The organism is Enterobacter cloacae complex sp. ESBL7 (assembly GCF_041679625.1).
Lineage (GTDB): Bacteria > Pseudomonadota > Gammaproteobacteria > Enterobacterales > Enterobacteriaceae > Enterobacter > Enterobacter asburiae_B.
The window spans coordinates 144,728-165,409 of sequence record NZ_JBGORN010000006.1 but is presented as its reverse complement, the minus strand read 5'-3'; the positions used below and the strand labels follow the sequence as shown (position 1 = coordinate 165,409).

Here is a 20,682-nt window from a genome sequence, read left to right as displayed (position 1 = left end):
TTTTAATGGAAAACACTATGACTCAAATCGACCGCCTGCTCGGCATCATGAAACGCCTGCGCGACCCGGAAAACGGCTGCCCGTGGGACAAAGAGCAGACTTTCGCCACCATCGCGCCTTATACCCTCGAAGAGACCTACGAGGTGCTGGACGCCATTTCCCGCGAAGATTTTGACGACCTGCGCGGCGAGCTGGGCGATCTGCTGTTCCAGGTGGTGTTCTATGCGCAAATGGCGCAGGAAGAGGGGCGCTTTAACTTTGACGATATCTGCGCTGCCATCAGCGACAAGCTTGAGCGCCGTCATCCCCATATCTTCGGCGATGCCACCGCAGAGAACAGCGCTGAGGTGCTGGCCCGCTGGGAGCAGATCAAAAGCGCCGAGCGGGCTGAAAAATCCCAGCACTCGGCGCTGGATGATATTCCGCTGAGCCTGCCCGCGCTGATGCGCGCGCATAAAATCCAGAAACGCTGCTCCGCCGTCGGTTTTGACTGGACCTCCCTCGGCCCGGTGCTGGATAAAGTGCACGAAGAGATTGATGAAGTTATGCACGAAGCGCAGCAGGCGGTGGTGGATGAAGCAAAGCTTGAGGAAGAGATGGGCGACCTGCTGTTCGCGACCGTCAACCTTTCTCGCCATCTGGGTGTAAAAGCGGAAACCGCCCTGCAAAAAGCCAACCTAAAATTCGAACGACGCTTTCGCGAAGTTGAGCGGATTGTCGCCTCGCGAGGCCTGGAAATGAGCGGAATTGACCTCGAGGCAATGGAAGAAGTCTGGCAGGAAGTAAAGCGCCAGGAATCTGATCTCTAACGAGATTTTGCGATCAAGCGCAATTTGTGTGATTTTTTAAATGACAAGCGCTTGATTTGCGTCAAAAACATTTACCCAAAAGGGGCTATTTTCTCACTCCTTATGTTTGTCATGGCCTGGAATGGAGACGGAGAATGAAAGTTTGTGGCGCTCGCCGTGTTCGGGTATACTACTTTCCCGTCCTGGTTATTCCATCGTTTCACCCTAACTTCTCAGGTTCAGCATGACAACGAACTATATTTTTGTGACCGGCGGGGTCGTATCCTCTCTGGGTAAAGGCATTGCCGCAGCCTCCCTCGCAGCCATTCTTGAAGCCCGTGGCCTCAATGTGACCATGATGAAACTGGATCCGTACATCAACGTCGATCCGGGCACCATGAGCCCAATCCAACACGGGGAAGTGTTCGTTACTGAAGACGGCGCTGAAACCGATCTGGATCTTGGCCACTACGAGCGTTTCATCCGCACCAAAATGACCCGTCGTAATAACTTCACGACTGGCCGCATCTACTCCGACGTTCTGCGTAAAGAGCGCCGTGGTGACTATCTGGGTGCAACCGTTCAGGTTATCCCGCACATCACTAACGCAATCAAAGAACGCATTGTTGCGGGTGGCGAAGGCCACGACGTGGTGCTGGTTGAAATCGGCGGTACCGTGGGTGATATCGAATCCCTGCCATTCCTGGAAGCGATTCGTCAGCTGGCGGTAGATATTGGCCGTGAGCACGCGCTGTTCATGCACCTGACCCTGGTGCCGTACATGGCCGCCGCAGGTGAAGTGAAAACCAAGCCGACTCAGCACTCTGTGAAAGAGCTGCTCTCCATTGGTATTCAGCCAGATATCCTGGTTTGCCGCTCCGATCGTGCGGTTCCGGCGAACGAACGTGCGAAAATTGCATTGTTCTGTAACGTGCCTGAAAAAGCCGTTATTTCAATGAAAGATGTCGATTCCATTTATAAAATCCCGGGCCTGTTGAAATCGCAGGGCCTGGACGATTATATTTGTAAACGATTCAGCTTGAACTGTCCGGAAGCGAACCTGTCTGAATGGGAACAGGTTATTTATGAAGAAGCCAACCCGGCAGGCGAAGTGACTATCGGTATGGTCGGCAAATACATTGAACTGCCGGATGCCTATAAGTCAGTGATCGAAGCGCTGAAACACGGTGGTCTGAAGAACCGTGTTTCCGTGAACATCAAGCTGATTGATTCGCAGGATGTTGAAACGCGTGGCGTTGAAATCCTGAAAGATCTGGATGCTATCCTCATCCCTGGCGGCTTTGGCTACCGTGGTGTAGAAGGCAAGATCGCCACCGCGCGCTATGCGCGTGAAAACAATATTCCATACCTCGGCATCTGTCTGGGTATGCAGGTTGCGCTGATCGAATTTGCGCGCAACGTAGCGGGAATGGAAAACGCGAACTCTACGGAATTTGTGCCAGACTGTAAGTACCCTGTTGTGGCGCTTATCACTGAATGGCGTGACGAAGAAGGTAACGTCGAAGTCCGTACCGAGAAGAGCGATCTGGGTGGCACCATGCGTCTTGGCGCACAGGCCTGCCAGCTGTCTGACGATAGCGTGGTTCGCAAGCTGTACGGCGAGCCGGTCATCACCGAGCGCCATCGTCACCGCTATGAAGTCAACAACATGTTGTTGAAACCTATTGAAGCCGCGGGCCTGCGTGTTGCGGGCCGCTCCGGGGATGATCAGTTAGTCGAGATCATTGAAGTGCCAAACCATCCGTGGTTTGTCGCCTGCCAGTTCCACCCGGAATTTACTTCAACGCCACGTGACGGGCATCCGCTGTTTGCAGGCTTCGTGAAGGCCGCCAGCGACTACCAGAAGCGTCAGGCGAAGTAAAAAAGTTAGAACGGCAACGCGTACCTTTGGTACGCGTTGTTTGTCTGGAGTTTTAGTTTAACTTGTACTGAGGAAAATCTAATGTCCAAAATCGTTAAAGTCATCGGTCGTGAAATCATCGACTCCCGTGGTAACCCGACCGTTGAAGCCGAAGTTCACCTGGAAGGTGGTTTCGTTGGTATGGCTGCTGCTCCATCAGGTGCTTCTACTGGTTCTCGCGAAGCGCTGGAACTGCGCGATGGCGACAAATCCCGCTTCCTGGGCAAAGGCGTACTGAAAGCGGTTGGCGCTGTAAACGGTCCTATTGCTCAGGCAATCCTTGGCAAAGACGCCAAAGACCAGGCTGGCATCGACAAGATCATGATCGATCTGGACGGTACTGAAAACAAATCTAACTTCGGTGCGAACGCAATCCTGGCTGTTTCTCTGGCGAACGCCAAAGCGGCTGCTGCTGCGAAAGGTATGCCACTGTTCGAGCACATCGCTGAACTGAACGGCACCCCAGGCAAATACTCCATGCCTGTACCAATGATGAACATCATCAACGGTGGTGAGCACGCAGACAACAACGTTGATATTCAGGAATTCATGATTCAGCCAGTTGGCGCGAAATCCCTGAAAGAAGCGGTACGTATGGGTTCTGAAGTGTTCCACAACCTGGCTAAAGTTCTGAAAGCTAAAGGTATGAACACTGCTGTTGGTGACGAAGGTGGCTATGCGCCAAACCTGGGTTCTAACGCAGAAGCGCTGGCCGTTATCGCAGAAGCAGTTAAAGCTGCTGGCTACGAGCTGGGCAAAGACATCACCCTGGCGATGGACTGTGCAGCATCTGAATTCTACAAAGACGGTAAATACGTTCTGGCTGGCGAAGGCAACAAAGCGTTCACCTCCGAAGAGTTCACTCACTTCCTGGAAGACCTGACCAAACAGTACCCAATCGTGTCTATCGAAGACGGTCTGGACGAGTCTGACTGGGCTGGCTTCGCATACCAGACTAAAGTACTGGGCGACAAAATCCAGCTGGTTGGTGACGACCTGTTCGTAACCAACACCAAGATCCTGAAAGAAGGCATCGAGAAAGGCATCGTTAACTCCATCCTGATCAAATTCAACCAGATCGGTTCTCTGACCGAAACTCTGGCTGCGATCAAAATGGCGAAAGACGCTGGCTACACCGCTGTTATCTCTCACCGTTCTGGCGAAACTGAAGACGCTACCATTGCCGACCTGGCTGTAGGTACCGCTGCAGGCCAGATCAAAACCGGTTCTATGAGCCGTTCTGACCGTGTTGCTAAATACAACCAGCTGATTCGTATCGAAGAAGCGCTGGGCGAAAAAGCACCATACAACGGTCTGAAAGAGATCAAAGGCCAGGCATAATTGCTTAAGCCTTAAAACGAAAATGCCAGTCGAATGACTGGCATTTTTTTTGGCTATTTAAAATCGACCGCCATTTGCTCCGGAATGGTCAGCCCCTGGGTGGTTTGCACGCAGCGGGCGATGTAATCCGTAAACCGGGGCGGCTTCGGCATCCCCATGCTCAGCAGTTTATCGTTGCTGAAGCGCACGTTAAGCGTGGCAAATGCACCGTATAAACGCATGGCTTTCAGCATCAGACGTTCGTTGCACGGCCCAAAAATATGTTTCAGCTCGCGGCGCATTCTGACCAGCGTTTCGTAGCTGACCTGCGCATATTTATCCCCGACGGGGGCTTTCTCCAGCGCCTGCGCCATTGCCTGATCGATATCCGCAAAGCGAACGCTGTTCTCTTCTCCCGCAGAAATGTGTACCACTTCTCCCGGACGAGCATTGCTGTTGAGCAGCATTAACATCGCGTCGGCGCAATAATCCACCGGAACAACGTCAATCCGGTCTTCCATTGAGCACATAAACTTCTGCAGCATCAGGCCCATGCTAAAGACCCAGAAAATGCTGCTCGACGGCGTGCAGCCGTGACGGGTATGGCCGACAACGATGGACGGACGGGCGATGAGCAGCGGCAGGTTAGGGCACTCCTGGCGCATCAGCTGTTCGATGGTTGACTTCGAAAACGTGTATTCCACCAGGTGTTCAGCATTCTCTCTGAATTCAGCGCTTTCGGCGACCAGTGAATCCTGCTCCGGCGTGCATGACATTGCGGTGCCGACGTGGAGGAAACGCTGCAGTCCTGTAACCTGCTCCATACGGCGCGCCAGCGCGAGCGTACCTTCAACGTTGACCTTCCAGATCAGCGGGTTATTACCAAATGAGGCCACGGCCGCACAGTTAATCACGTGCGTGACCCGATCCAGACGGGGATCGTTCAGGAAGGCATCCGGCTGGCTGAGGTCGCCAATCAGGATATTATCCACGCCCAGTGAGGCCAGTTTGTCCTCGGGAACGTTGAACTTGCGCATGTTCTCCAGCACGCGATCCAGCCCGCTCTGCGGATCGCTGGCGCGCGCAAGCAAAAGGAGTTTTGCGGGTTGATCGCTGGTCAGGATTTTTTCAAGAACTGCACCACCCAGAAATCCGGTCACGCCTGTAATCAATAACATCTTCATTAATACCGTCTCATTATGATTGATGAGGCGGATTGTAGGCGTGCAAAAGTAAACGGCATTTAAATAATAAAACGCCGAAATCAATGGCGTCTTAAGCTTATTTTAAGGAAAGGAAATCAGGTGGAGATATTGGACATTATCGCAAGGGTAAAAATTCACTCTATTAAGATTTAAATTTTAACTAATTGAATTTAAATGTTTTTATGAAGTCTGTGCCGAATGGTGAACGTAATTCAAAATGTAATAAATATAATAATTTGTTACACCAAACATTTATTCAATAAATGTTTTAAATACCCCTTAACTCAAATCAGACAACATAAATCGCAGGCCGATTTATTTAGCCTGCGAATGATTTTCAGAGCAAAAGGGGAAGCGTGGCGCTGGCTGTTTGCTGGCTAACGTCGCCGTAATGACCATCCAGCGCAATCATGGATGTGGTCAGCAGCTCGACCAGCAGCATGACTCCAACCTTCGCATTGAGCGCGCCTGCACTTAGAGGGCCTTCTGGTTTGGCGGCAACCAGCTGGATGTCGCTCAGAGAGGCCAGCGGGCTGCGGGGCGTATTGCTGAGTGCCAGAACCTTAACGCCGCGCTTGCGGGCAAGCTTCACCACGTGGAGTAAATCCCGCGTTGAACCCGAACTGGAGATGGCCACAACCAGCGTATCTTTCGAAAGCGTTGTCGCATTCATGGCCGCGCGGTGCATATCGCTAAACAGCTGTGCGGGTTTGCCCAGCCGCAGCAGCTTGTAATGCAGATACTCGCCGAGGATCGCGCTGGCCGCGACGCCATAAATCTGCACGGATTGCGCCTGGTGCAGCGCCAGCGCCGCCTTTTCAAGCAGCGCGCGATCGAGGAGTCTGGCGGTATCCTGCAAAGCCTGCACCGACTCATCCACGACGTTATCAATCTCATCCCCCGCCTGACGCGCGGGCTGGCCCTGCTGAATATCCAGCGCAAGCGCCATTTTAAATTCGTTATAGCCCTTGCAGCCCAGCGTCCGGCAAAGGCGCGTGACGCTGGCTTCGCTGGTGCGGCTCTCGCGCGCCAGTTCAGTGATCGTCAGGTAGAGCACCCGGGCAGGATCGCTGAGGACAAACTCACCGAGTTTTTGTTGCGTTGGGCTGTACCCGGAAGCCTCCTGGCGGAGCTTCAGCAGCAGATTTTCATGGTCCGACATGCCACGTCCTTAATGTGTTTCGCTGCGACTAGTGTGGCGGAAAGGAGGGGAAAGATGCCAGTCATTTTGAAAAAGTATGATCGGCTTCCTGGTTTTTGATGATAATTTTCACTGTGATATATTTATATGGTAAAAATTTTCATCGTTTAACGGGGAGATGAAAAAAATGATGCAAATGTTCAGTGGCGCTTCTTCGGGGGGATGGTTTGAAAAAGCGCAGCGCTTTGGTAAATCCTTTATGTTGCCTATCGCCGTGCTGCCCGCGGCGGGCCTGCTGCTGGGGATAGGCGGCGCGTTATCGAATCCCAATACGCTGGCGGCTTATCCGTTTTTAGATGTGGGCTGGCTTCAGGCTATTTTCACCATCATGAGCAGCGCAGGTTCAATCGTGTTTGCGAACCTCTCGGTGCTGTTTGCGGTTGGGGTAGCCGTCGGGTTGGCAAAAAGCGATAAGGGCACGGCTGGGCTGGCGGCGCTGCTCGCGTTTCTGGTGATGAATGCCACCATCAACGCGCTGCTGATCCTCACCGGCAAACTGGCGCATGAGAATCCGGGTGCAGTTGGGCAGGGCATGACGCTGGGGATCCAGACGCTGGAAACCGGCGTGTTTGGCGGCGTGGTGATTGGTCTGGTGACCTGCACGCTCCATCATCGGTTTAATAAAATTGCGCTTCCGCAGTTCCTCGGGTTCTTTGGCGGCTCGCGCTTTGTTCCCATCATCAGCTCGCTGGCGGCGATACTCGTCGGCGCGCTCATGACCGTGGTCTGGCCGCATTTCCAGAAGCTGATTTTTGGTCTCGGCGGGCTGGTGGATGCCACCGGCTATCTGGGCACCCTGCTGTACGGCTTTATTTTACGCATGCTGGGCCCGTTTGGTTTGCACCACATCTTCTATCTGCCGTTCTGGACCACCGCGCTCGGCGGCAGTGAGATTGTTAACGGTCACCTCGTCGAGGGCACACAGCGGATCTTCTTCGCCCAGCTGGCCGACCCGAACACGCAGCATTTCTATGAGGGCACGTCGCGCTTCATGTCCGGGCGCTTTATTACGATGATGTTTGGCCTGCTCGGCGCGTGTCTGGCGATGTACCACACGGCAAAACCGGAGAACAAAAAGCGCGTTGCCGGGCTGCTGCTCTCTGCGGCGCTAACCTCGTTCCTGACCGGGATTACCGAGCCTATCGAGTTCTCATTCCTGTTCATTGCACCGGTGCTTTACGTCATTCATGCGCTGTTTGACGGGCTGGCGTTCATGCTCGCGCACATGCTGCATATCACCATCGGGCAAACCTTCTCCGGCGGTTTTATTGACTTCGTGCTGTTCGGCATTTTGCAGGGAGAGGCCAAAACCAACTGGATGTTCGTTCCGCTGGTGGGCGTGCCGTGGTTCTTCCTTTACTACTTCACCTTCCGCTATCTGATTAACCGTTTTGATTTTGCCACGCCGGGTCGGGAAAAGGAGGCGATGGCCAGTGAGGTGACCTTCTCGCAGAGCGAGCGCGCCGTTGCGGTGATCGCGGGGTTAGGCGGAAAAGACAATCTGGAAGAGGTGGACTGCTGCGCCACGCGGCTTCGCGTCACGGTGAAAGACGGCAGCAAAGTGAATGACGCGGCGCTGAGAGCCACCGGCGCGCGCGGCGTTATCGTGCGCGGTAACGGGGTTCAGGTCATTTATGGCCCGCACGTCACGATTATCAAAAACGAAGTGGAAGAGATCTTATCGTAATGAAAACTGTACTGGATAACCTGAAGGGAAAACTGGTCGTCTCCTGTCAGGCGCTGGAAAATGAACCGCTGCATAGCCCGTTTATTATGTCGCGGATGGCGCTGGCGGCGGCGCAGGGCGGAGCCGCTGCCATTCGTGCCAACAGCGTGGTGGATATCGAGGCCATTAAGCAGCAGGTCTCTTTGCCTGTTATCGGCATCATCAAACGGGATTACCCGGAAAGCGAGGTGTTTATCACCGCCACGATGAAAGAGGTGGATGAGCTCATGACCGTCTCTCCGGAAATCATTGCGCTTGATGCGACGGCGCGGGAGCGTCCCGGTGGAGAATCCCTGGAAACGCTGGTCGCGCGCATCCGCTCGCGCTATCCCGCGGTACTGCTGATGGCGGATATTTCCACCGTGGGCGAAGCCGTGACGGCACAGGCGCTTGGCTTTGACTGTGTCGGCACCACGCTTTACGGCTATACGGCGGAAACGGCGGGCCATTCGCTTCCGGAGAACGACTGCGCGTTCCTGAAGGGCGTGCTGGCTGCCGTGACGGTTCCCGTGGTTGCCGAAGGCAACGTGGATACGCCTGAACGCGCGGCCAGATGCCTGGCGCTGGGCGCGCATACGGTCGTCGTCGGCGGCGCCATCACCCGTCCACAGCAAATTACCGAGCGTTTTATGGCGGCGATTGGCGCGCAAAGCACCGATGGAGCATGACCATCAGGCGGGGATCTGCGATACTTATCGTTTATCCCCTTTACTGAGATGACTATGCAGTACCCGATTAACGAGATGTTCCAGACCCTGCAAGGCGAGGGTTACTTTACCGGCGTTCCCGCTATTTTCATTCGTTTACAGGGATGCCCGGTTGGCTGTGCCTGGTGTGATACCAAACATACGTGGGATAAGCTCGCAGATCGGGAAGTGTCGCTGTTTAGCATTCTGGCGAAAACCAAAGAGAGCGATAAGTGGGGCGCGGGCAGTTCAGAAGATCTGCTGGCCATTATTGGTCGTCAGGGCTGGACGGCGCGCCACGTCGTGATCACCGGCGGTGAACCCTGCATCCACGATCTGACGCCGCTGACCGAGCTGCTCGAAAAGAACGGCTACAGCTGCCAGATTGAAACCAGCGGCACCCATGAAGTGCGCTGTTCACACACCACCTGGGTGACGGTATCGCCAAAAGTGAATATGCGCGGCGGGTATGACGTGCTGTCTCAGGCGCTGGAACGCGCGGATGAGATTAAGCACCCGGTTGGGCGCGTGCGTGATATCGAAGCGCTGGATGAACTGCTGGCAACGCTGACGGATGAAAAGCAGCGCGTCATTGCGCTACAGCCGATCAGCCAGAAAGACGACGCGACGCGCCTGTGCATTGAAACCTGTATTGCGCGCAACTGGCGCCTGTCGATGCAGACGCACAAATACCTGAATATTGCCTAAAAAAAAGCCCGGTTTAGCCGGGCTTTTTTTACTCCCCGCGATAGATACAGCCGGCGGTACAGGTCTCTTTAATCATCACCGCGCTCAGCAGCGGTACCAGCGGCTTCATCTGATCCCAAATCCATTTCGCCAGCACTTCGCTGGTCGGGTTTTCAAGGCCCGGGATATCATTCAGGTAGTAATGATCCAGACGATCGTAGGTCGGCTTAAACGCCGCCTTCAGTTCGGCAAAATCCATGATCCAACCGGTATGCGGATCAACTTCACCGGTGATCTCAAGACGCACCATGAACGAATGCCCGTGCAGACGGCCGCATTTATGCCCTTCAGGGACATGCGGAAGGTGGTGGGCGGCTTCGAAGGTGAAATCTTTAAACAGTGTGGTGGACATGATCGCTCTCAGTAATGCGGAAAAAACCGCCGCATAGTACCGGAAAGCACAATTTTTAGCATTAACTAAAACGGCTCTGAAGCCTGGCGTCTCGTTAACAGGCGTTTTTTGATGCTTTTATCGATAATTTTCAGAGGGTTAATTAATCGGTTTTATCGCTAAGTATGACAACTAAAACAGGTTAGTCCATTTGGTTATTTATTATTTCCATCCCTTCTTTAATTGTTATTATCCTCGCCGTTAACCTTATCTTCAGTTTGGATTTATTCGCTTAAAGTCCGCTTGGCTACTGGAACATAACGACGCATGACAACACAGGCCCCACCTTCAAATTTGCTTCCCCTGAACCCGGAGCAACTGGCGCGCCTTCAGGCTGCCACCTCTGATTTTTCTCCCACTCAGCTTGCCTGGGTCTCCGGTTATTTCTGGGGAATGCTCAATCAGCAGCCTGGCGCTGTGGCGGGTGCACCGGTAACGGCCGTTGAAATTCCGGCCATTACCCTGATTTCCGCCTCGCAGACGGGCAATGCGCGCCGCGTGGCCGAAGCGCTGCGTGACGACCTGCTGGCCGCCAAACTGAACGTGAACCTGGTCAACGCCGGGGATTATAAATTTAAGCAAATCGCGTCAGAAAAACTGCTGGTGGTGGTCGCCTCTACGCAGGGTGAAGGTGAACCTGCTGAAGAAGCGGTGGCCCTGCATAAGTTCCTGTTCTCGAAAAAAGCGCCGAAGCTGGATGGCACGGCGTTTGCCGTATTTGGCCTTGGCGATACCTCGTATGAATTCTTCTGCCAGTCCGGTAAAGACTTCGACAGCAGGCTGGCGGAGCTGGGCGCGGAGCGCCTGCTGGACCGCGTTGACGCGGATGTTGAATACCAGACCGCCGCCGCCGAATGGCGTGCGCGCATCGTTGAGGTGCTGAAAGCGCGCGTGCCGAAAGAGACGTCGGCGCAGGCCGCGTTCACCGCGACGGGTGCCGTCAACGACATCCACACCAGCCCGTACACCAAAGAGGCGCCGCTGACGGCGAGCCTGTCGGTGAACCAGAAAATCACCGGCCGCGATTCGGAAAAAGACGTGCGCCATATCGAGATCGATCTCGGCGACTCTGGCCTGCGCTATCAGCCGGGCGACGCGCTGGGTATCTGGTATCAGAACGATCCGGCTCTGGTGAAAGAGCTGGTTGAGCTGCTGTGGCTGAAGGGTGACGAGCCCGTCACCGTTGACGGCAAAATCCAGCCGCTTGCAGAGGCGCTGCAGTGGCATTTCGAGCTGACGGTGAACACCCCGAATATCGTCGAAAATTATGCCACCTTAACGCGCAGCGAATCCCTGCTGCCGCTGGTGGGCGACAAGGCGAAGCTGCAGCATTACGCCGCGACGACGCCAATTGTCGATATGGTGCGTTTCTCTCCGGCTCAGCTGGATGCCGATGCGCTGATCGGCCTGCTGCGACCGCTGACGCCGCGCCTGTACTCCATCGCCTCTTCGCAGGCCGAAGTGGAGAGTGAAGTGCATATTACCGTCGGCGTGGTGCGCTACGACATCGAAGGCCGCGCCCGTGCGGGTGGGGCATCAAGCTTCCTGGCGGATCGCGTGGAAGAAGAGGGCGAAGTGCGCGTCTTTATTGAGCACAACGACAACTTCCGCCTGCCGGCGAACCCGGAAACGCCGGTCATCATGATTGGCCCAGGCACCGGCATTGCGCCGTTCCGCGCCTTCATGCAGCAGCGCGCGGCAGATGAAGCGCCGGGTAAAAACTGGCTGTTCTTCGGCAACCCGCACTTTACCGAGGATTTCCTCTACCAGGTTGAGTGGCAGCGCTATGTGAAAGAAGGCGTACTGACCCGCATCGATCTGGCCTGGTCCCGCGACCAGAAAGAAAAAGTATACGTACAAGATAAACTGCGCGAACAGGGCGCAGAGCTGTGGCGCTGGATCAATGACGGTGCCCACATTTATGTCTGCGGCGACGCCAATCGCATGGCGAAGGACGTTGAGCAGGCACTGCTGGAAGTGATTGCCGAATTCGGCGGTATGGATGCCGAAACGGCGGATGAATTTTTAAGTGAGCTGCGCGTTGAGCGCCGTTATCAGCGAGATGTCTACTAATGAGCGAAAAACATCCAGGGCCACTGGTGGTCGAAGGTAAACTGACAGACGCCGAGCGCATGAAGCTGGAAAGCAACTATCTGCGCGGCACCATTGCTGAAGATCTGAATGACGGTCTCACCGGCGGCTTCAAAGGCGACAACTTCCTGCTGATCCGCTTCCACGGCATGTACCAGCAGGACGATCGCGACATCCGCGCCGAGCGTGCCGAACAGAAGCTGGAGCCGCGCCATGCGATGCTGCTGCGCTGCCGCCTGCCGGGCGGGGTGATCACCACCAAACAGTGGCAGGCCATCGACAAGTTTGCCGGTGAAAACACGATTTATGGCAGCATCCGCCTGACCAACCGTCAGACCTTCCAGTTCCACGGTATTCTGAAGAAGAACGTGAAGCCGGTGCATCAGATGCTGCACTCGGTCGGGCTGGACGCGCTGGCGACCGCCAACGACATGAACCGTAACGTGCTTTGCACCTCGAACCCGTATGAGTCCGAGCTGCACGCCGAAGCCTATGAGTGGGCGAAGAAGATCTCTGAGCACCTGCTGCCGCGCACCCGCGCCTATGCGGAGATTTGGCTCGATCAGGAAAAAGTCGCGACCACGGACGAAGAACCGATCCTTGGCCAGACCTATCTGCCGCGTAAGTTTAAAACCACGGTCGTGATCCCACCGCAGAACGATATCGACCTGCACGCCAACGACATGAACTTCGTGGCGATTGCCGAAAACGGCAAGCTGATTGGCTTTAACCTGCTGGTGGGCGGCGGCCTGTCCATTGAACACGGTAATAAGAAAACCTACGCCCGCACCGCGAGCGAGTTCGGCTTCCTGCCGCTGGAGCACACGCTGGCCGTGGCGGAAGCGGTAGTGACCACGCAGCGCGACTGGGGCAACCGTACCGACCGTAAAAACGCGAAAACCAAATACACCCTGGAGCGCGTGGGCGTTGAGACGTTCAAAGAGGAAGTGGAGCGTCGTGCGGGCATCAAATTTGAGCCGATCCGCCCTTACGAATTCACCGGTCGCGGCGATCGCATTGGCTGGGTGAAAGGTATCGATAATAAATGGCACCTGACGCTATTTATCGAAAACGGCCGTATTCTGGATTATCCGGGTCGACCGCTGAAAACCGGCCTGCTGGAAATTGCTAAGATCCATAAAGGCGAATTCCGCATTACCGCTAACCAGAATCTGATTATTGCCGGCGTGCCGGAAAGCCAGAAGGCGAAGATCGAGAAGCTGGCGCGCGACCACGGGTTAATGGATGCGGTTAAGCCGCAGCGTGAAAACTCGATGGCCTGCGTGTCGTTCCCGACCTGCCCGCTGGCGATGGCCGAAGCGGAACGTTTCCTGCCGTCATTTACTGACAAAGTGGAGGCGATTCTGGAAAAACACGGTATTCCGGACGAGCATATTGTTATGCGCGTCACCGGCTGCCCGAACGGCTGCGGCCGCGCGATGCTGGCCGAACTGGGTCTGGTGGGGAAAGCGCCGGGTCGTTACAACTTGCACCTGGGCGGTAACCGTATCGGCACGCGCATTCCGCGTATGTTCCGCGAGAACATTACCGAGCCGGAAATCCTTGATTCCATCGACGAGCTTGTCGGGCGCTGGGCGAAAGAGCGCGAAGCGGGTGAAGGCTTCGGCGACTTTACGGTGCGTGCGGGCATCATTCGCCCGGTGCTCGATCCCGCAAGGGATTTCTGGGAGTAACCACGAGAGGTAATTATGTCCGTACTCGATCTAAACGCCCTTAACGATCTGCCTAAAGTCGAACGCATTCTGGCGCTGGCAGAAACCAATGCCCACCTTGAAAAGCTGGACGCCGAAGGGCGCGTGGCGTGGGCGCTGGAAAACCTGCCGGGAGACTATGTGCTCTCGTCGAGCTTTGGTATTCAGGCGGCGGTCAGCCTGCATCTGGTGAATCAGATCCGTCCGGACATTCCGGTGATCCTCACCGATACCGGCTACCTGTTCCCGGAAACCTACCAGTTTATTGACGAGCTGACGGACAAGCTCAAGCTGAACCTCAAAGTGTACCGTGCGACGGAAAGCGCGGCCTGGCAGGAGGCGCGCTACGGTAAGCTCTGGGAACAGGGCGTAGAGGGCATTGAGAAATACAATGAGATCAACAAAGTTGAGCCGATGAACCGGGCGCTGAAAGAACTCAATGCGCAGACGTGGTTTGCGGGGCTGCGCCGCGAGCAGTCCGGCAGCCGTGCAACCTTACCGGTGCTGGCGGTCCAGCGCGGGGTATTTAAAGTGCTGCCGATTATCGACTGGGATAACCGTACGGTGTATCAGTATCTGCAAAAACACGGGCTGAAGTACCATCCGCTGTGGGACCAGGGCTATCTGTCGGTGGGCGACACCCACACCACGCGCAAATGGGAACCGGGAATGGCGGAAGAAGAGACGCGATTCTTTGGGCTGAAGCGCGAGTGCGGGCTGCACGAAGGGTAATCCTTTATCCTCCCTCTCCCTGTGGGAGAGGGTTGGGGTGAGGGCATCAGGCCGCCCTATGCTTAACGACCTCAGGCTTTCCCCGCTTTCGCCAGCTCCTTCACCAGCGGCAGCATGACCTTCACCACATCACGACTGCGGTGCTCAATCCGCTGCGGCAGCGCGCTGTCAATGTGCTGCTGATTATCCAGCATCACGTTGTGCCAGCTTGTCCCGTCCGGGAAGGCTTTCGATTTAGCCCGCTGCTGATAGCCATCTTTCTTGCCCAATGCCCAGTTTGTCGCTTCCACGTACAGCACCGGAATGCCCGCCTTATCGAAGACTTCCCCGTCGTTGCAGCAGCCTGTTCCGCGTGGGAAAGCAGGATTCCCGCCCGGATTGGTCGTGGCAAAAACGCCATGGCTGCGGGCAATCGCCAGCGCCCGGTCGCGCGTCAGTTTCCGCACGGGGCCCGGCGTACTCTGTCCGCTGTTGAAATAAAGCTTATCGCCGACGATCAGGTTATCGAGGTTGATCACCAGCAGCGTATTTTTCTTCTCCTCAGCGCTCATGCGTTTAAGGAGATTCTCAGCCCCGAGTTTGCCCTCTTCTTCACCGCTGGTGGCCACGAAACGAATGCCATACTGGGTTGGAATATCTTTCATCCGCTCGGCCAGCTCGAGCATCACGCCCAGGCCCGCCGCGTTGTCGTCCATGCCCTGCAGCGTCAGCCCGCCGAGGTTGTTATCCGTATCGGCATCGCTCATCGGGGCGTAGGTATCAAGGTGCGCCATAATAATAATCTGTTCAGCCGCGCGACCTTCATGCGCCGCGATAACCGTACTTCCGGTCACGTTATGCCAGTTTTTCGTTTTATTTCTGGAGGTATAAACGTAGCGGCTGTGAAACGACCGGATATCGCTCTGGTAGCCCATCCCGGCAAACTGCTGGCGAAGATAGTCCGCAGAGAGCATCTCCGCAGGGGAACCGGTCATGCGGCCTGGAAAGACGGTGGCAATATGCCGCGCCTGCATAGTGGCGATTTCACCATAAGGTTGGTTTTTTGCCTGGGCAGGAAGAATAAAGCAAACGCCGAGCGCCAGGGCAGCAATACGGTGGCGCGTTGCGGAAAACATAGTGAGTCCTTAAAAACTGAGCAAAATAATAACCCGCCTAGTATGAAACTGTGATCGTCCATACACAATTTGAATTGGTCTTAAATGCCCGAAATTTCGCGTGTTAAGCACTTTTTGGTATTAGCTTTTTCACGGCGTTATTCCATTGAGTAACTACTCATTCCAATTCGTAATTTCATTCGGTCTAAGCCGCCCCCTATAGTCCCTTTATTCCTCGTTGTTAGTGAGTTGTTGCTTGTGGACTATCTGCCCTTATTTGCCGCGATAAAAGAGAAGCCGGTGCTGGTTGTTGGCACGGGTGAAATTGCCGATCGCAAAATTGCGTTTTTGCAACGCGCAGGGGCGCAGGTGCGGGTAGTGGCAGAAGCGGATTTTGACGAATCGCAAATCGACAGCGTCGTGCTGGTGATTGCGGCGACCGAAGATCGCGACCTGAACCGGCGGATTTCCGACGCCGCTCAGGCCCGTTACCGCCTGGTGAACGTGGTGGACGACCAGCCGTTATGTTCGTTCATCTTCCCGTCGATCGTTGACCGTTCTCCGCTGCTGGTGGCGATCTCCTCCGGCGGTACCGCACCGGTGCTGGCGCGCGTGCTGCGTGAAAAAATCGAAGCGCTGCTGCCGACCAGCCTCGGGCGCATGGCGGAAAAAGCCAGCTACTGGCGCAACCACCTGAAAACGCGCCTGACCAGCGTAACGGAGCGCCGTCGCTTCTGGGAACGCGTGTTTCGCGGCCGCTTTGCCAGCCTGATGCATGCCGGTAATGAGACGGCAGCGCAGAAAATTCTCGAGGACGAACTGGATAACCCCGGCAGTACGGGCGGGGAGATCATTCTGGTGGGCGCAGGGCCGGGCGATGCCGGGCTTCTGACGCTGCGCGGCCTGCAGGTGCTGCAGGACGCGGACGTGGTGTTCTACGACCATCTGGTCACCGACGGCGTGCGCGAGCTGATCCGTCGCGACGCGGAGCAAATCTGCGTCGGCAAACGGGCTGGCGAGCACTCGGTGCCGCAGCACGACACCAACCAGATGCTGGTTGACGCCGCCAAAGCGGGTAAAACCGTGGTGCGCCTGAAAGGGGGCGATCCGTTTATCTTCGGCCGCGGCGGCGAAGAGCTGCAGGCGGCAGCCGAAGCGGGCATACCGTTCCAGGTGGTGCCGGGCATTACGGCAGCCTCTGCGGTAACGGCCTACGCCGGTATCCCGTTGACCCACCGCGATTACGCCCAAAGCGTGACCTTTGTGACCGGCCACTACAAGGCCGACAGCACGCCGTTCGACTGGTCGCATCTCGCCCAGAGCCGCCAGACGCTGGCGATCTACATGGGCACGATGAAGGCGGCGGACATCAGCGAACAGCTTATTCAGCACGGTCGCGAGGCGACGACGCCCGTTGCCGTCATTTCTCGCGGCACGCGCGTCGATCAGCACGTTGCGACGGGCACGCTGGAACATCTTGCAACCCTGGCGAAAGACGCCCCGATGCCCGCACTGATCGTGGTGGGTGAAGTGGTGCAGCTGCACAGCACGCTCGCCTGGTTCCAACACACAACCGATACAGAAGGCTTTGGTTCTTCTGTCGTAAATTTGGCTTAAGGAACGGTTATGGACCAAAAACGTCTTACACACCTGCGGCAGCTCGAAGCGGAGAGTATCCATATTATCCGCGAAGTGGCCGCCGAGTTTTCTAACCCGGTGATGATGTACTCCATCGGTAAAGATTCCAGCGTCATGCTGCATCTGGCGCGTAAAGCGTTTTATCCGGGCACGCTGCCGTTCCCGCTGCTGCACGTGGATACCGGCTGGAAATTCCGCGAAATGTACGAGTTCCGCGACCGTACCGCGAAAGCCTACGGCTGCGAGCTGCTGGTGCATAAAAACCCGGAAGGGGTGGCGATGGGCATTAACCCGTTCGTGCACGGCAGCGCCAAGCACACCGATATCATGAAAACCGAAGGGCTGAAGCAGGCGCTGAACAAATACGGTTTTGACGCGGCCTTCGGCGGCGCGCGCCGTGACGAGGAGAAATCCCGCGCCAAAGAGCGTATCTACTCCTTCCGCGACCGCTTCCACCGCTGGGATCCGAAAAACCAGCGTCCGGAGCTGTGGCACAACTACAACGGCCAGATCAACAAAGGAGAAAGCATTCGCGTCTTCCCGCTCTCCAACTGGACCGAGCTGGATATCTGGCAGTACATCTATCTGGAAAACATCGAAATCGTTCCGCTGTATCTGGCCGCCGAGCGCCCGGTGCTGGAGCGCGACGGCATGCTGATGATGATCGACGACGATCGCATCGACCTGCAGCCGGGCGAAGTGATCAAACAACAGATGGTGCGCTTCCGTACTCTCGGCTGCTGGCCGCTGACCGGCGCGGTGGAATCCAGCGCGCAGACGCTGCCGGAGATCATTGAAGAGATGCTGGTGTCCACCACCAGCGAGCGACAGGGGCGCGTGATTGACCGCGACCAGGCAGGCTCCATGGAGCTGAAGAAACGTCAGGGTTATTTCTAAGGAGCCGCCATGAACACCACTATTGCTCAACAAATTGCCAACGAAGGCGGCGTGGAAGCGTATCTGCACGCGCAACAACACAAAAGCCTGCTGCGTTTTCTGACCTGCGGCAGCGTGGATGACGGGAAAAGTACCCTGATTGGCCGCCTGCTGCACGATACGCGCCAGATTTACGAAGATCAGCTCTCTTCCCTGCATAACGACAGTAAGCGTCACGGCACCCAGGGTGAAAAACTCGACCTGGCGCTGCTGGTGGACGGCCTGCAGGCGGAGCGCGAGCAGGGCATCACCATCGACGTGGCCTACCGCTATTTCTCTACCGAGAAGCGCAAATTTATTATCGCCGACACCCCGGGGCACGAGCAGTACACCCGTAACATGGCGACCGGCGCGTCCACCTGCGACCTGGCGATCCTGCTGATGGACGCGCGTAAAGGCGTGCTGGATCAGACCCGTCGTCACAGCTTTATCTCGACGCTGCTGGGGATCAAACACCTGGTGGTGGCGGTCAACAAGATGGATCTGGTCAACTTCAGCGAAGAGAAGTTCGAGGAGATCCGCCAGAGCTATCTGACCTTTGCCGAACAGCTGCCGGGCAACCTGGATATTCGCTTTGTACCGCTCTCGGCGCTGGAAGGGGATAACGTCGCCTCCCAGAGCGCGAACATGCCGTGGTACAGCGGTCCGACGCTGCTGGAAGTGCTGGAAACCGTTGAAATTCAGCGCGTGGTCGATACCCAGCCGATGCGCTTCCCGGTGCAGTACGTGAACCGTCCAAACCTCGATTTCCGCGGCTTCTCAGGTACCCTCGCATCAGGCTCCGTGAAGGTAGGTCAGCGCGTCAAGGTGCTGCCATCCGGCGTGGAATCGACTATCGCCCGCATCGTCACCTTCGACGGTGACCTGCAGGAAGCGGGCGCCGGTGAAGCCGTAACGCTGGTGCTGAAAGACGAAATTGATATCAGCCGGGGCGACCTGCTGGTCGACGCGCAGGAAACGCTGGCGGCAGTGCAGGGGGCTTCTGTGGACGTGGTGTGGATGGCCGAACAGCCGCTGACCGCTGGCCAGAGCTATGACATCAAAATTGCCGGCAAGAAAACCCGCGCCCGCGTGGACGGTATTCAGTTCCAGGTGGATATCAACAACCTGACCCAGCGTGACGTCACCGAGCTGCCGCTGAACGGCATTGGTCTGGTCGATCTGACCTTCGACGAACCGCTGGTGCTGGATCCGTATCAGCAGAATCCGGTCACGGGAGGTCTTATCTTTATCGACAGGCTGACCAACGTTACCGTCGGGGCCGGTATGGTTCGCGAACCGATTAAACAGGCTGCCGCGACGTCTGAATTCAGCGCCTTCGAGCTGGAACTGAACGCGCTGGTGCGTAAACACTTCCCGCACTGGGGTGCACGCGATCTGCTGGGAGGCAAGTAATGGCCGCCCATGATGAGAACGTCGTCTGGCATCCTCATCCGGTCACCGTCGCCCAGCGCGAACAGCTCCACGGTCATCGTGGGGTTGTGCTGTGGTTTACCGGGCTGTCCGGCTCGGGTAAATCGACGGTGGCCGGCGCGCTGGAAGAGGCGTTGCATCAGCAGGGCGTAAGCACGTACCTGCTGGATGGCGACAACGTGCGTCACGGCCTGTGCAGCGATTTAGGGTTTAGCGACGATGACCGCAAAGAGAACATCCGCCGGGTGGGCGAAGTCGCCAGCCTGATGGCTGACGCCGGGCTGGTGGTGCTGACCGCGTTTATCTCTCCGCACCGCGCCGAGCGCCAGATGGTGCGCGAACGCGTGGGCCAGGATCGCTTTATCGAGGTGTTTGTCGATACGCCGCTGGAGATTTGCGAAGCGCGCGACCCGAAAGGGCTGTACAAGAAAGCGCGTGCCGGAGAACTGCGCAACTTCACCGGAATTGACGCGGTATACGAAGCGCCTGAATCGCCTGAAATTCACCTGGAAGGTCAACAATTGGTAACAAATTTAGTAAGCCAATTATTAGACCTGCTCAGACGGGACGATATTATCAGATCCTGAGGCGGTATCGTTCGGGAGCTGTCTTCCCGAACGATGAGTCACGGTCACAGGATTAGCTATGCGCAACAGTGAACATTACATCACCACCACCGGGTCGGAGCCGCTAGCGACCGACGACGAAACGACCTGGTCATTTCCTGGGGCCATCATTGGCTTCGTCTCATGGCTGCTGGCGCTTGGCATTCCGTTTCTCATCTACGGCGGCAACACGCTGTTCTTCTTTCTCTACACCTGGCCTTTCTTTCTGGCGTTGATGCCCGTGGCGGTTGTCGTCGGCATTGCGCTGCACTCGCTGCTCAACGGTAAGCTCCTGTACAGCACCGTGGTCACGATTGTGACGGTGGTTCTCATGTTTGGTCTGTTATTTTTGTGGCTCATGGGCTAACTTCAGCCATAATTCAAACCGTAACCAACTGTGTAACGATATTGAGCAGGACGATTCTGCGGAAAAAATGTGGTACATTTGCCCGCGATGTTGCGGCATCTCTGTTACC

18 protein-coding genes are annotated in these 20,682 nt (G+C 56.2%); 14 read left to right on the top strand and 4 right to left on the bottom strand.

Annotated features, from left to right (window positions below; translation table 11 throughout):
- Positions 1–17 precede the first annotated feature (17 nt).
- The 3 genes from mazG to eno all read left to right on the top strand — a co-directional run bounded on the left by mazG (position 18) and on the right by eno (position 4,050).
- Positions 18–809, top strand: coding sequence for a nucleoside triphosphate pyrophosphohydrolase (mazG, locus tag ACERY3_RS19025; RefSeq protein WP_039263346.1), 792 nt, complete (start codon positions 18–20; stop codon positions 807–809).
- Between the two features lie 223 nt (positions 810–1,032).
- Entirely contained in the window at positions 1,033–2,670 is a 1,638-nt protein-coding gene (pyrG, locus tag ACERY3_RS19020; RefSeq protein WP_023309013.1) for a glutamine hydrolyzing CTP synthase, read from the top strand.
- A gap of 81 nt (positions 2,671–2,751) precedes the next feature.
- Positions 2,752–4,050, top strand: coding sequence for a phosphopyruvate hydratase (eno, locus tag ACERY3_RS19015; protein WP_023309012.1), 1,299 nt, complete (start codon positions 2,752–2,754; stop codon positions 4,048–4,050).
- A 53-nt stretch (positions 4,051–4,103) separates the two neighbouring features.
- On the opposite strand, the gene ACERY3_RS19010 is transcribed toward eno, so the two are convergent.
- Entirely contained in the window at positions 4,104–5,213 is a 1,110-nt protein-coding gene (locus ACERY3_RS19010; RefSeq protein WP_182071554.1) for an SDR family oxidoreductase, read from the bottom strand.
- Positions 5,214–5,571: 358 nt separating this feature from the next.
- On the bottom strand, positions 5,572–6,396 hold the full coding sequence (locus ACERY3_RS19005) for a MurR/RpiR family transcriptional regulator (protein WP_048979251.1): 825 nt from the start codon (positions 6,394–6,396) through the stop codon (positions 5,572–5,574).
- A 166-nt stretch (positions 6,397–6,562) separates the two neighbouring features.
- Between ACERY3_RS19005 and ACERY3_RS19000 the strand changes: the two genes are divergently transcribed.
- From ACERY3_RS19000 to queE, 3 genes are read left to right on the top strand one after another with little or no spacing between them, the layout of a single operon-like run.
- Entirely contained in the window at positions 6,563–8,122 is a 1,560-nt protein-coding gene (locus tag ACERY3_RS19000; protein ID WP_048976048.1) for a PTS transporter subunit EIIC, read from the top strand.
- Complete coding sequence (locus ACERY3_RS18995; protein WP_064673513.1) at positions 8,122–8,829, top strand: N-acetylmannosamine-6-phosphate 2-epimerase; 708 nt, start codon at positions 8,122–8,124, stop codon at positions 8,827–8,829. Before ACERY3_RS19000 ends, ACERY3_RS18995 begins: the two co-directional genes overlap by 1 nt.
- A gap of 54 nt (positions 8,830–8,883) precedes the next feature.
- Entirely contained in the window at positions 8,884–9,555 is a 672-nt protein-coding gene (gene queE, locus ACERY3_RS18990; RefSeq protein ID WP_023333236.1) for a 7-carboxy-7-deazaguanine synthase QueE, read from the top strand.
- Between the two features lie 28 nt (positions 9,556–9,583).
- Here the strand turns inward: queE and queD are convergent, their stop codons facing one another.
- Positions 9,584–9,946 (bottom strand): 6-carboxytetrahydropterin synthase QueD, encoded by a 363-nt coding sequence (gene queD, locus ACERY3_RS18985; RefSeq protein ID WP_023309002.1) that lies wholly within the window; start codon positions 9,944–9,946, stop codon positions 9,584–9,586.
- A 306-nt stretch (positions 9,947–10,252) separates the two neighbouring features.
- Here queD and cysJ point away from each other — a divergent pair, with 306 nt between their 5' ends.
- From cysJ to cysH, 3 genes are read left to right on the top strand one after another with little or no spacing between them, the layout of a single operon-like run.
- Positions 10,253–12,058 (top strand): NADPH-dependent assimilatory sulfite reductase flavoprotein subunit, encoded by a 1,806-nt coding sequence (gene cysJ / locus ACERY3_RS18980; RefSeq protein ID WP_232938785.1) that lies wholly within the window; start codon positions 10,253–10,255, stop codon positions 12,056–12,058.
- Positions 12,058–13,770 carry an assimilatory sulfite reductase (NADPH) hemoprotein subunit gene (gene cysI, locus ACERY3_RS18975; protein ID WP_023309000.1) on the top strand — a complete coding sequence of 571 codons (1,713 nt, stop codon included), beginning with the start codon at positions 12,058–12,060 and terminating at the stop codon, positions 13,768–13,770. The genes cysJ and cysI overlap by 1 nt, the downstream gene beginning before the upstream one ends.
- Positions 13,771–13,785: 15 nt before the next feature.
- A complete protein-coding gene (gene cysH / locus ACERY3_RS18970; RefSeq protein ID WP_023308999.1) occupies positions 13,786–14,520 on the top strand; it encodes a phosphoadenosine phosphosulfate reductase in 735 nt (244 codons plus the stop codon).
- 71 nt (positions 14,521–14,591) lie between these two features.
- On the opposite strand, the gene ACERY3_RS18965 is transcribed toward cysH, so the two are convergent.
- Positions 14,592–15,635, bottom strand: coding sequence for an aminopeptidase (locus ACERY3_RS18965; protein ID WP_047650262.1), 1,044 nt, complete (start codon positions 15,633–15,635; stop codon positions 14,592–14,594).
- A 237-nt stretch (positions 15,636–15,872) separates the two neighbouring features.
- On the opposite strand from ACERY3_RS18965, the gene cysG reads away from it, so the two are divergent.
- The 5 genes from cysG to ACERY3_RS18940 are packed head-to-tail and all read left to right on the top strand — an operon-like array spanning position 15,873 to position 20,573.
- On the top strand, positions 15,873–17,231 hold the full coding sequence (gene cysG / locus ACERY3_RS18960) for a siroheme synthase CysG (protein ID WP_039263355.1): 1,359 nt from the start codon (positions 15,873–15,875) through the stop codon (positions 17,229–17,231).
- A gap of 9 nt (positions 17,232–17,240) precedes the next feature.
- Positions 17,241–18,149: a sulfate adenylyltransferase subunit CysD gene (gene cysD, locus ACERY3_RS18955; RefSeq protein ID WP_010434549.1), complete on the top strand. Its 909-nt coding sequence runs from the start codon at positions 17,241–17,243 to the stop codon at positions 18,147–18,149.
- 9 nt (positions 18,150–18,158) lie between these two features.
- On the top strand, positions 18,159–19,583 hold the full coding sequence (cysN, locus tag ACERY3_RS18950) for a sulfate adenylyltransferase subunit CysN (RefSeq protein WP_023308996.1): 1,425 nt from the start codon (positions 18,159–18,161) through the stop codon (positions 19,581–19,583).
- Positions 19,583–20,188: an adenylyl-sulfate kinase gene (cysC, locus tag ACERY3_RS18945; RefSeq protein ID WP_010434543.1), complete on the top strand. Its 606-nt coding sequence runs from the start codon at positions 19,583–19,585 to the stop codon at positions 20,186–20,188. Before cysN ends, cysC begins: the two co-directional genes overlap by 1 nt.
- A gap of 58 nt (positions 20,189–20,246) precedes the next feature.
- Positions 20,247–20,573: a DUF3561 family protein gene (locus ACERY3_RS18940; protein ID WP_008499610.1), complete on the top strand. Its 327-nt coding sequence runs from the start codon at positions 20,247–20,249 to the stop codon at positions 20,571–20,573.
- Positions 20,574–20,682: the final 109 nt, after the last annotated feature.

Bases quoted from the DNA above. Each gene is read 5' to 3' on its own strand.
- mazG (WP_039263346.1), top strand. From the start codon at position 18: ATGACTCAAATCGACCGCCTGCTCGGCATCATGAAACGCCTGCGCGAC.
- pyrG (WP_023309013.1), top strand. From the start codon at position 1,033: ATGACAACGAACTATATTTTTGTGACCGGCGGGGTCGTATCCTCTCTG.
- eno (WP_023309012.1), top strand. From the start codon at position 2,752: ATGTCCAAAATCGTTAAAGTCATCGGTCGTGAAATCATCGACTCCCGT.
- ACERY3_RS19010 (WP_182071554.1), bottom strand. From the start codon at position 5,213: ATGAAGATGTTATTGATTACAGGCGTGACCGGATTTCTGGGTGGTGCA.
- ACERY3_RS19005 (WP_048979251.1), bottom strand. From the start codon at position 6,396: ATGTCGGACCATGAAAATCTGCTGCTGAAGCTCCGCCAGGAGGCTTCC.
- ACERY3_RS19000 (WP_048976048.1), top strand. From the start codon at position 6,563: ATGATGCAAATGTTCAGTGGCGCTTCTTCGGGGGGATGGTTTGAAAAA.
- ACERY3_RS18995 (WP_064673513.1), top strand. From the start codon at position 8,122: ATGAAAACTGTACTGGATAACCTGAAGGGAAAACTGGTCGTCTCCTGT.
- queE (WP_023333236.1), top strand. From the start codon at position 8,884: ATGCAGTACCCGATTAACGAGATGTTCCAGACCCTGCAAGGCGAGGGT.
- queD (WP_023309002.1), bottom strand. From the start codon at position 9,946: ATGTCCACCACACTGTTTAAAGATTTCACCTTCGAAGCCGCCCACCAC.
- cysJ (WP_232938785.1), top strand. From the start codon at position 10,253: ATGACAACACAGGCCCCACCTTCAAATTTGCTTCCCCTGAACCCGGAG.
- cysI (WP_023309000.1), top strand. From the start codon at position 12,058: ATGAGCGAAAAACATCCAGGGCCACTGGTGGTCGAAGGTAAACTGACA.
- cysH (WP_023308999.1), top strand. From the start codon at position 13,786: ATGTCCGTACTCGATCTAAACGCCCTTAACGATCTGCCTAAAGTCGAA.
- ACERY3_RS18965 (WP_047650262.1), bottom strand. From the start codon at position 15,635: ATGTTTTCCGCAACGCGCCACCGTATTGCTGCCCTGGCGCTCGGCGTT.
- cysD (WP_010434549.1), top strand. From the start codon at position 17,241: ATGGACCAAAAACGTCTTACACACCTGCGGCAGCTCGAAGCGGAGAGT.
- cysN (WP_023308996.1), top strand. From the start codon at position 18,159: ATGAACACCACTATTGCTCAACAAATTGCCAACGAAGGCGGCGTGGAA.
- cysC (WP_010434543.1), top strand. From the start codon at position 19,583: ATGGCCGCCCATGATGAGAACGTCGTCTGGCATCCTCATCCGGTCACC.
- ACERY3_RS18940 (WP_008499610.1), top strand. From the start codon at position 20,247: ATGCGCAACAGTGAACATTACATCACCACCACCGGGTCGGAGCCGCTA.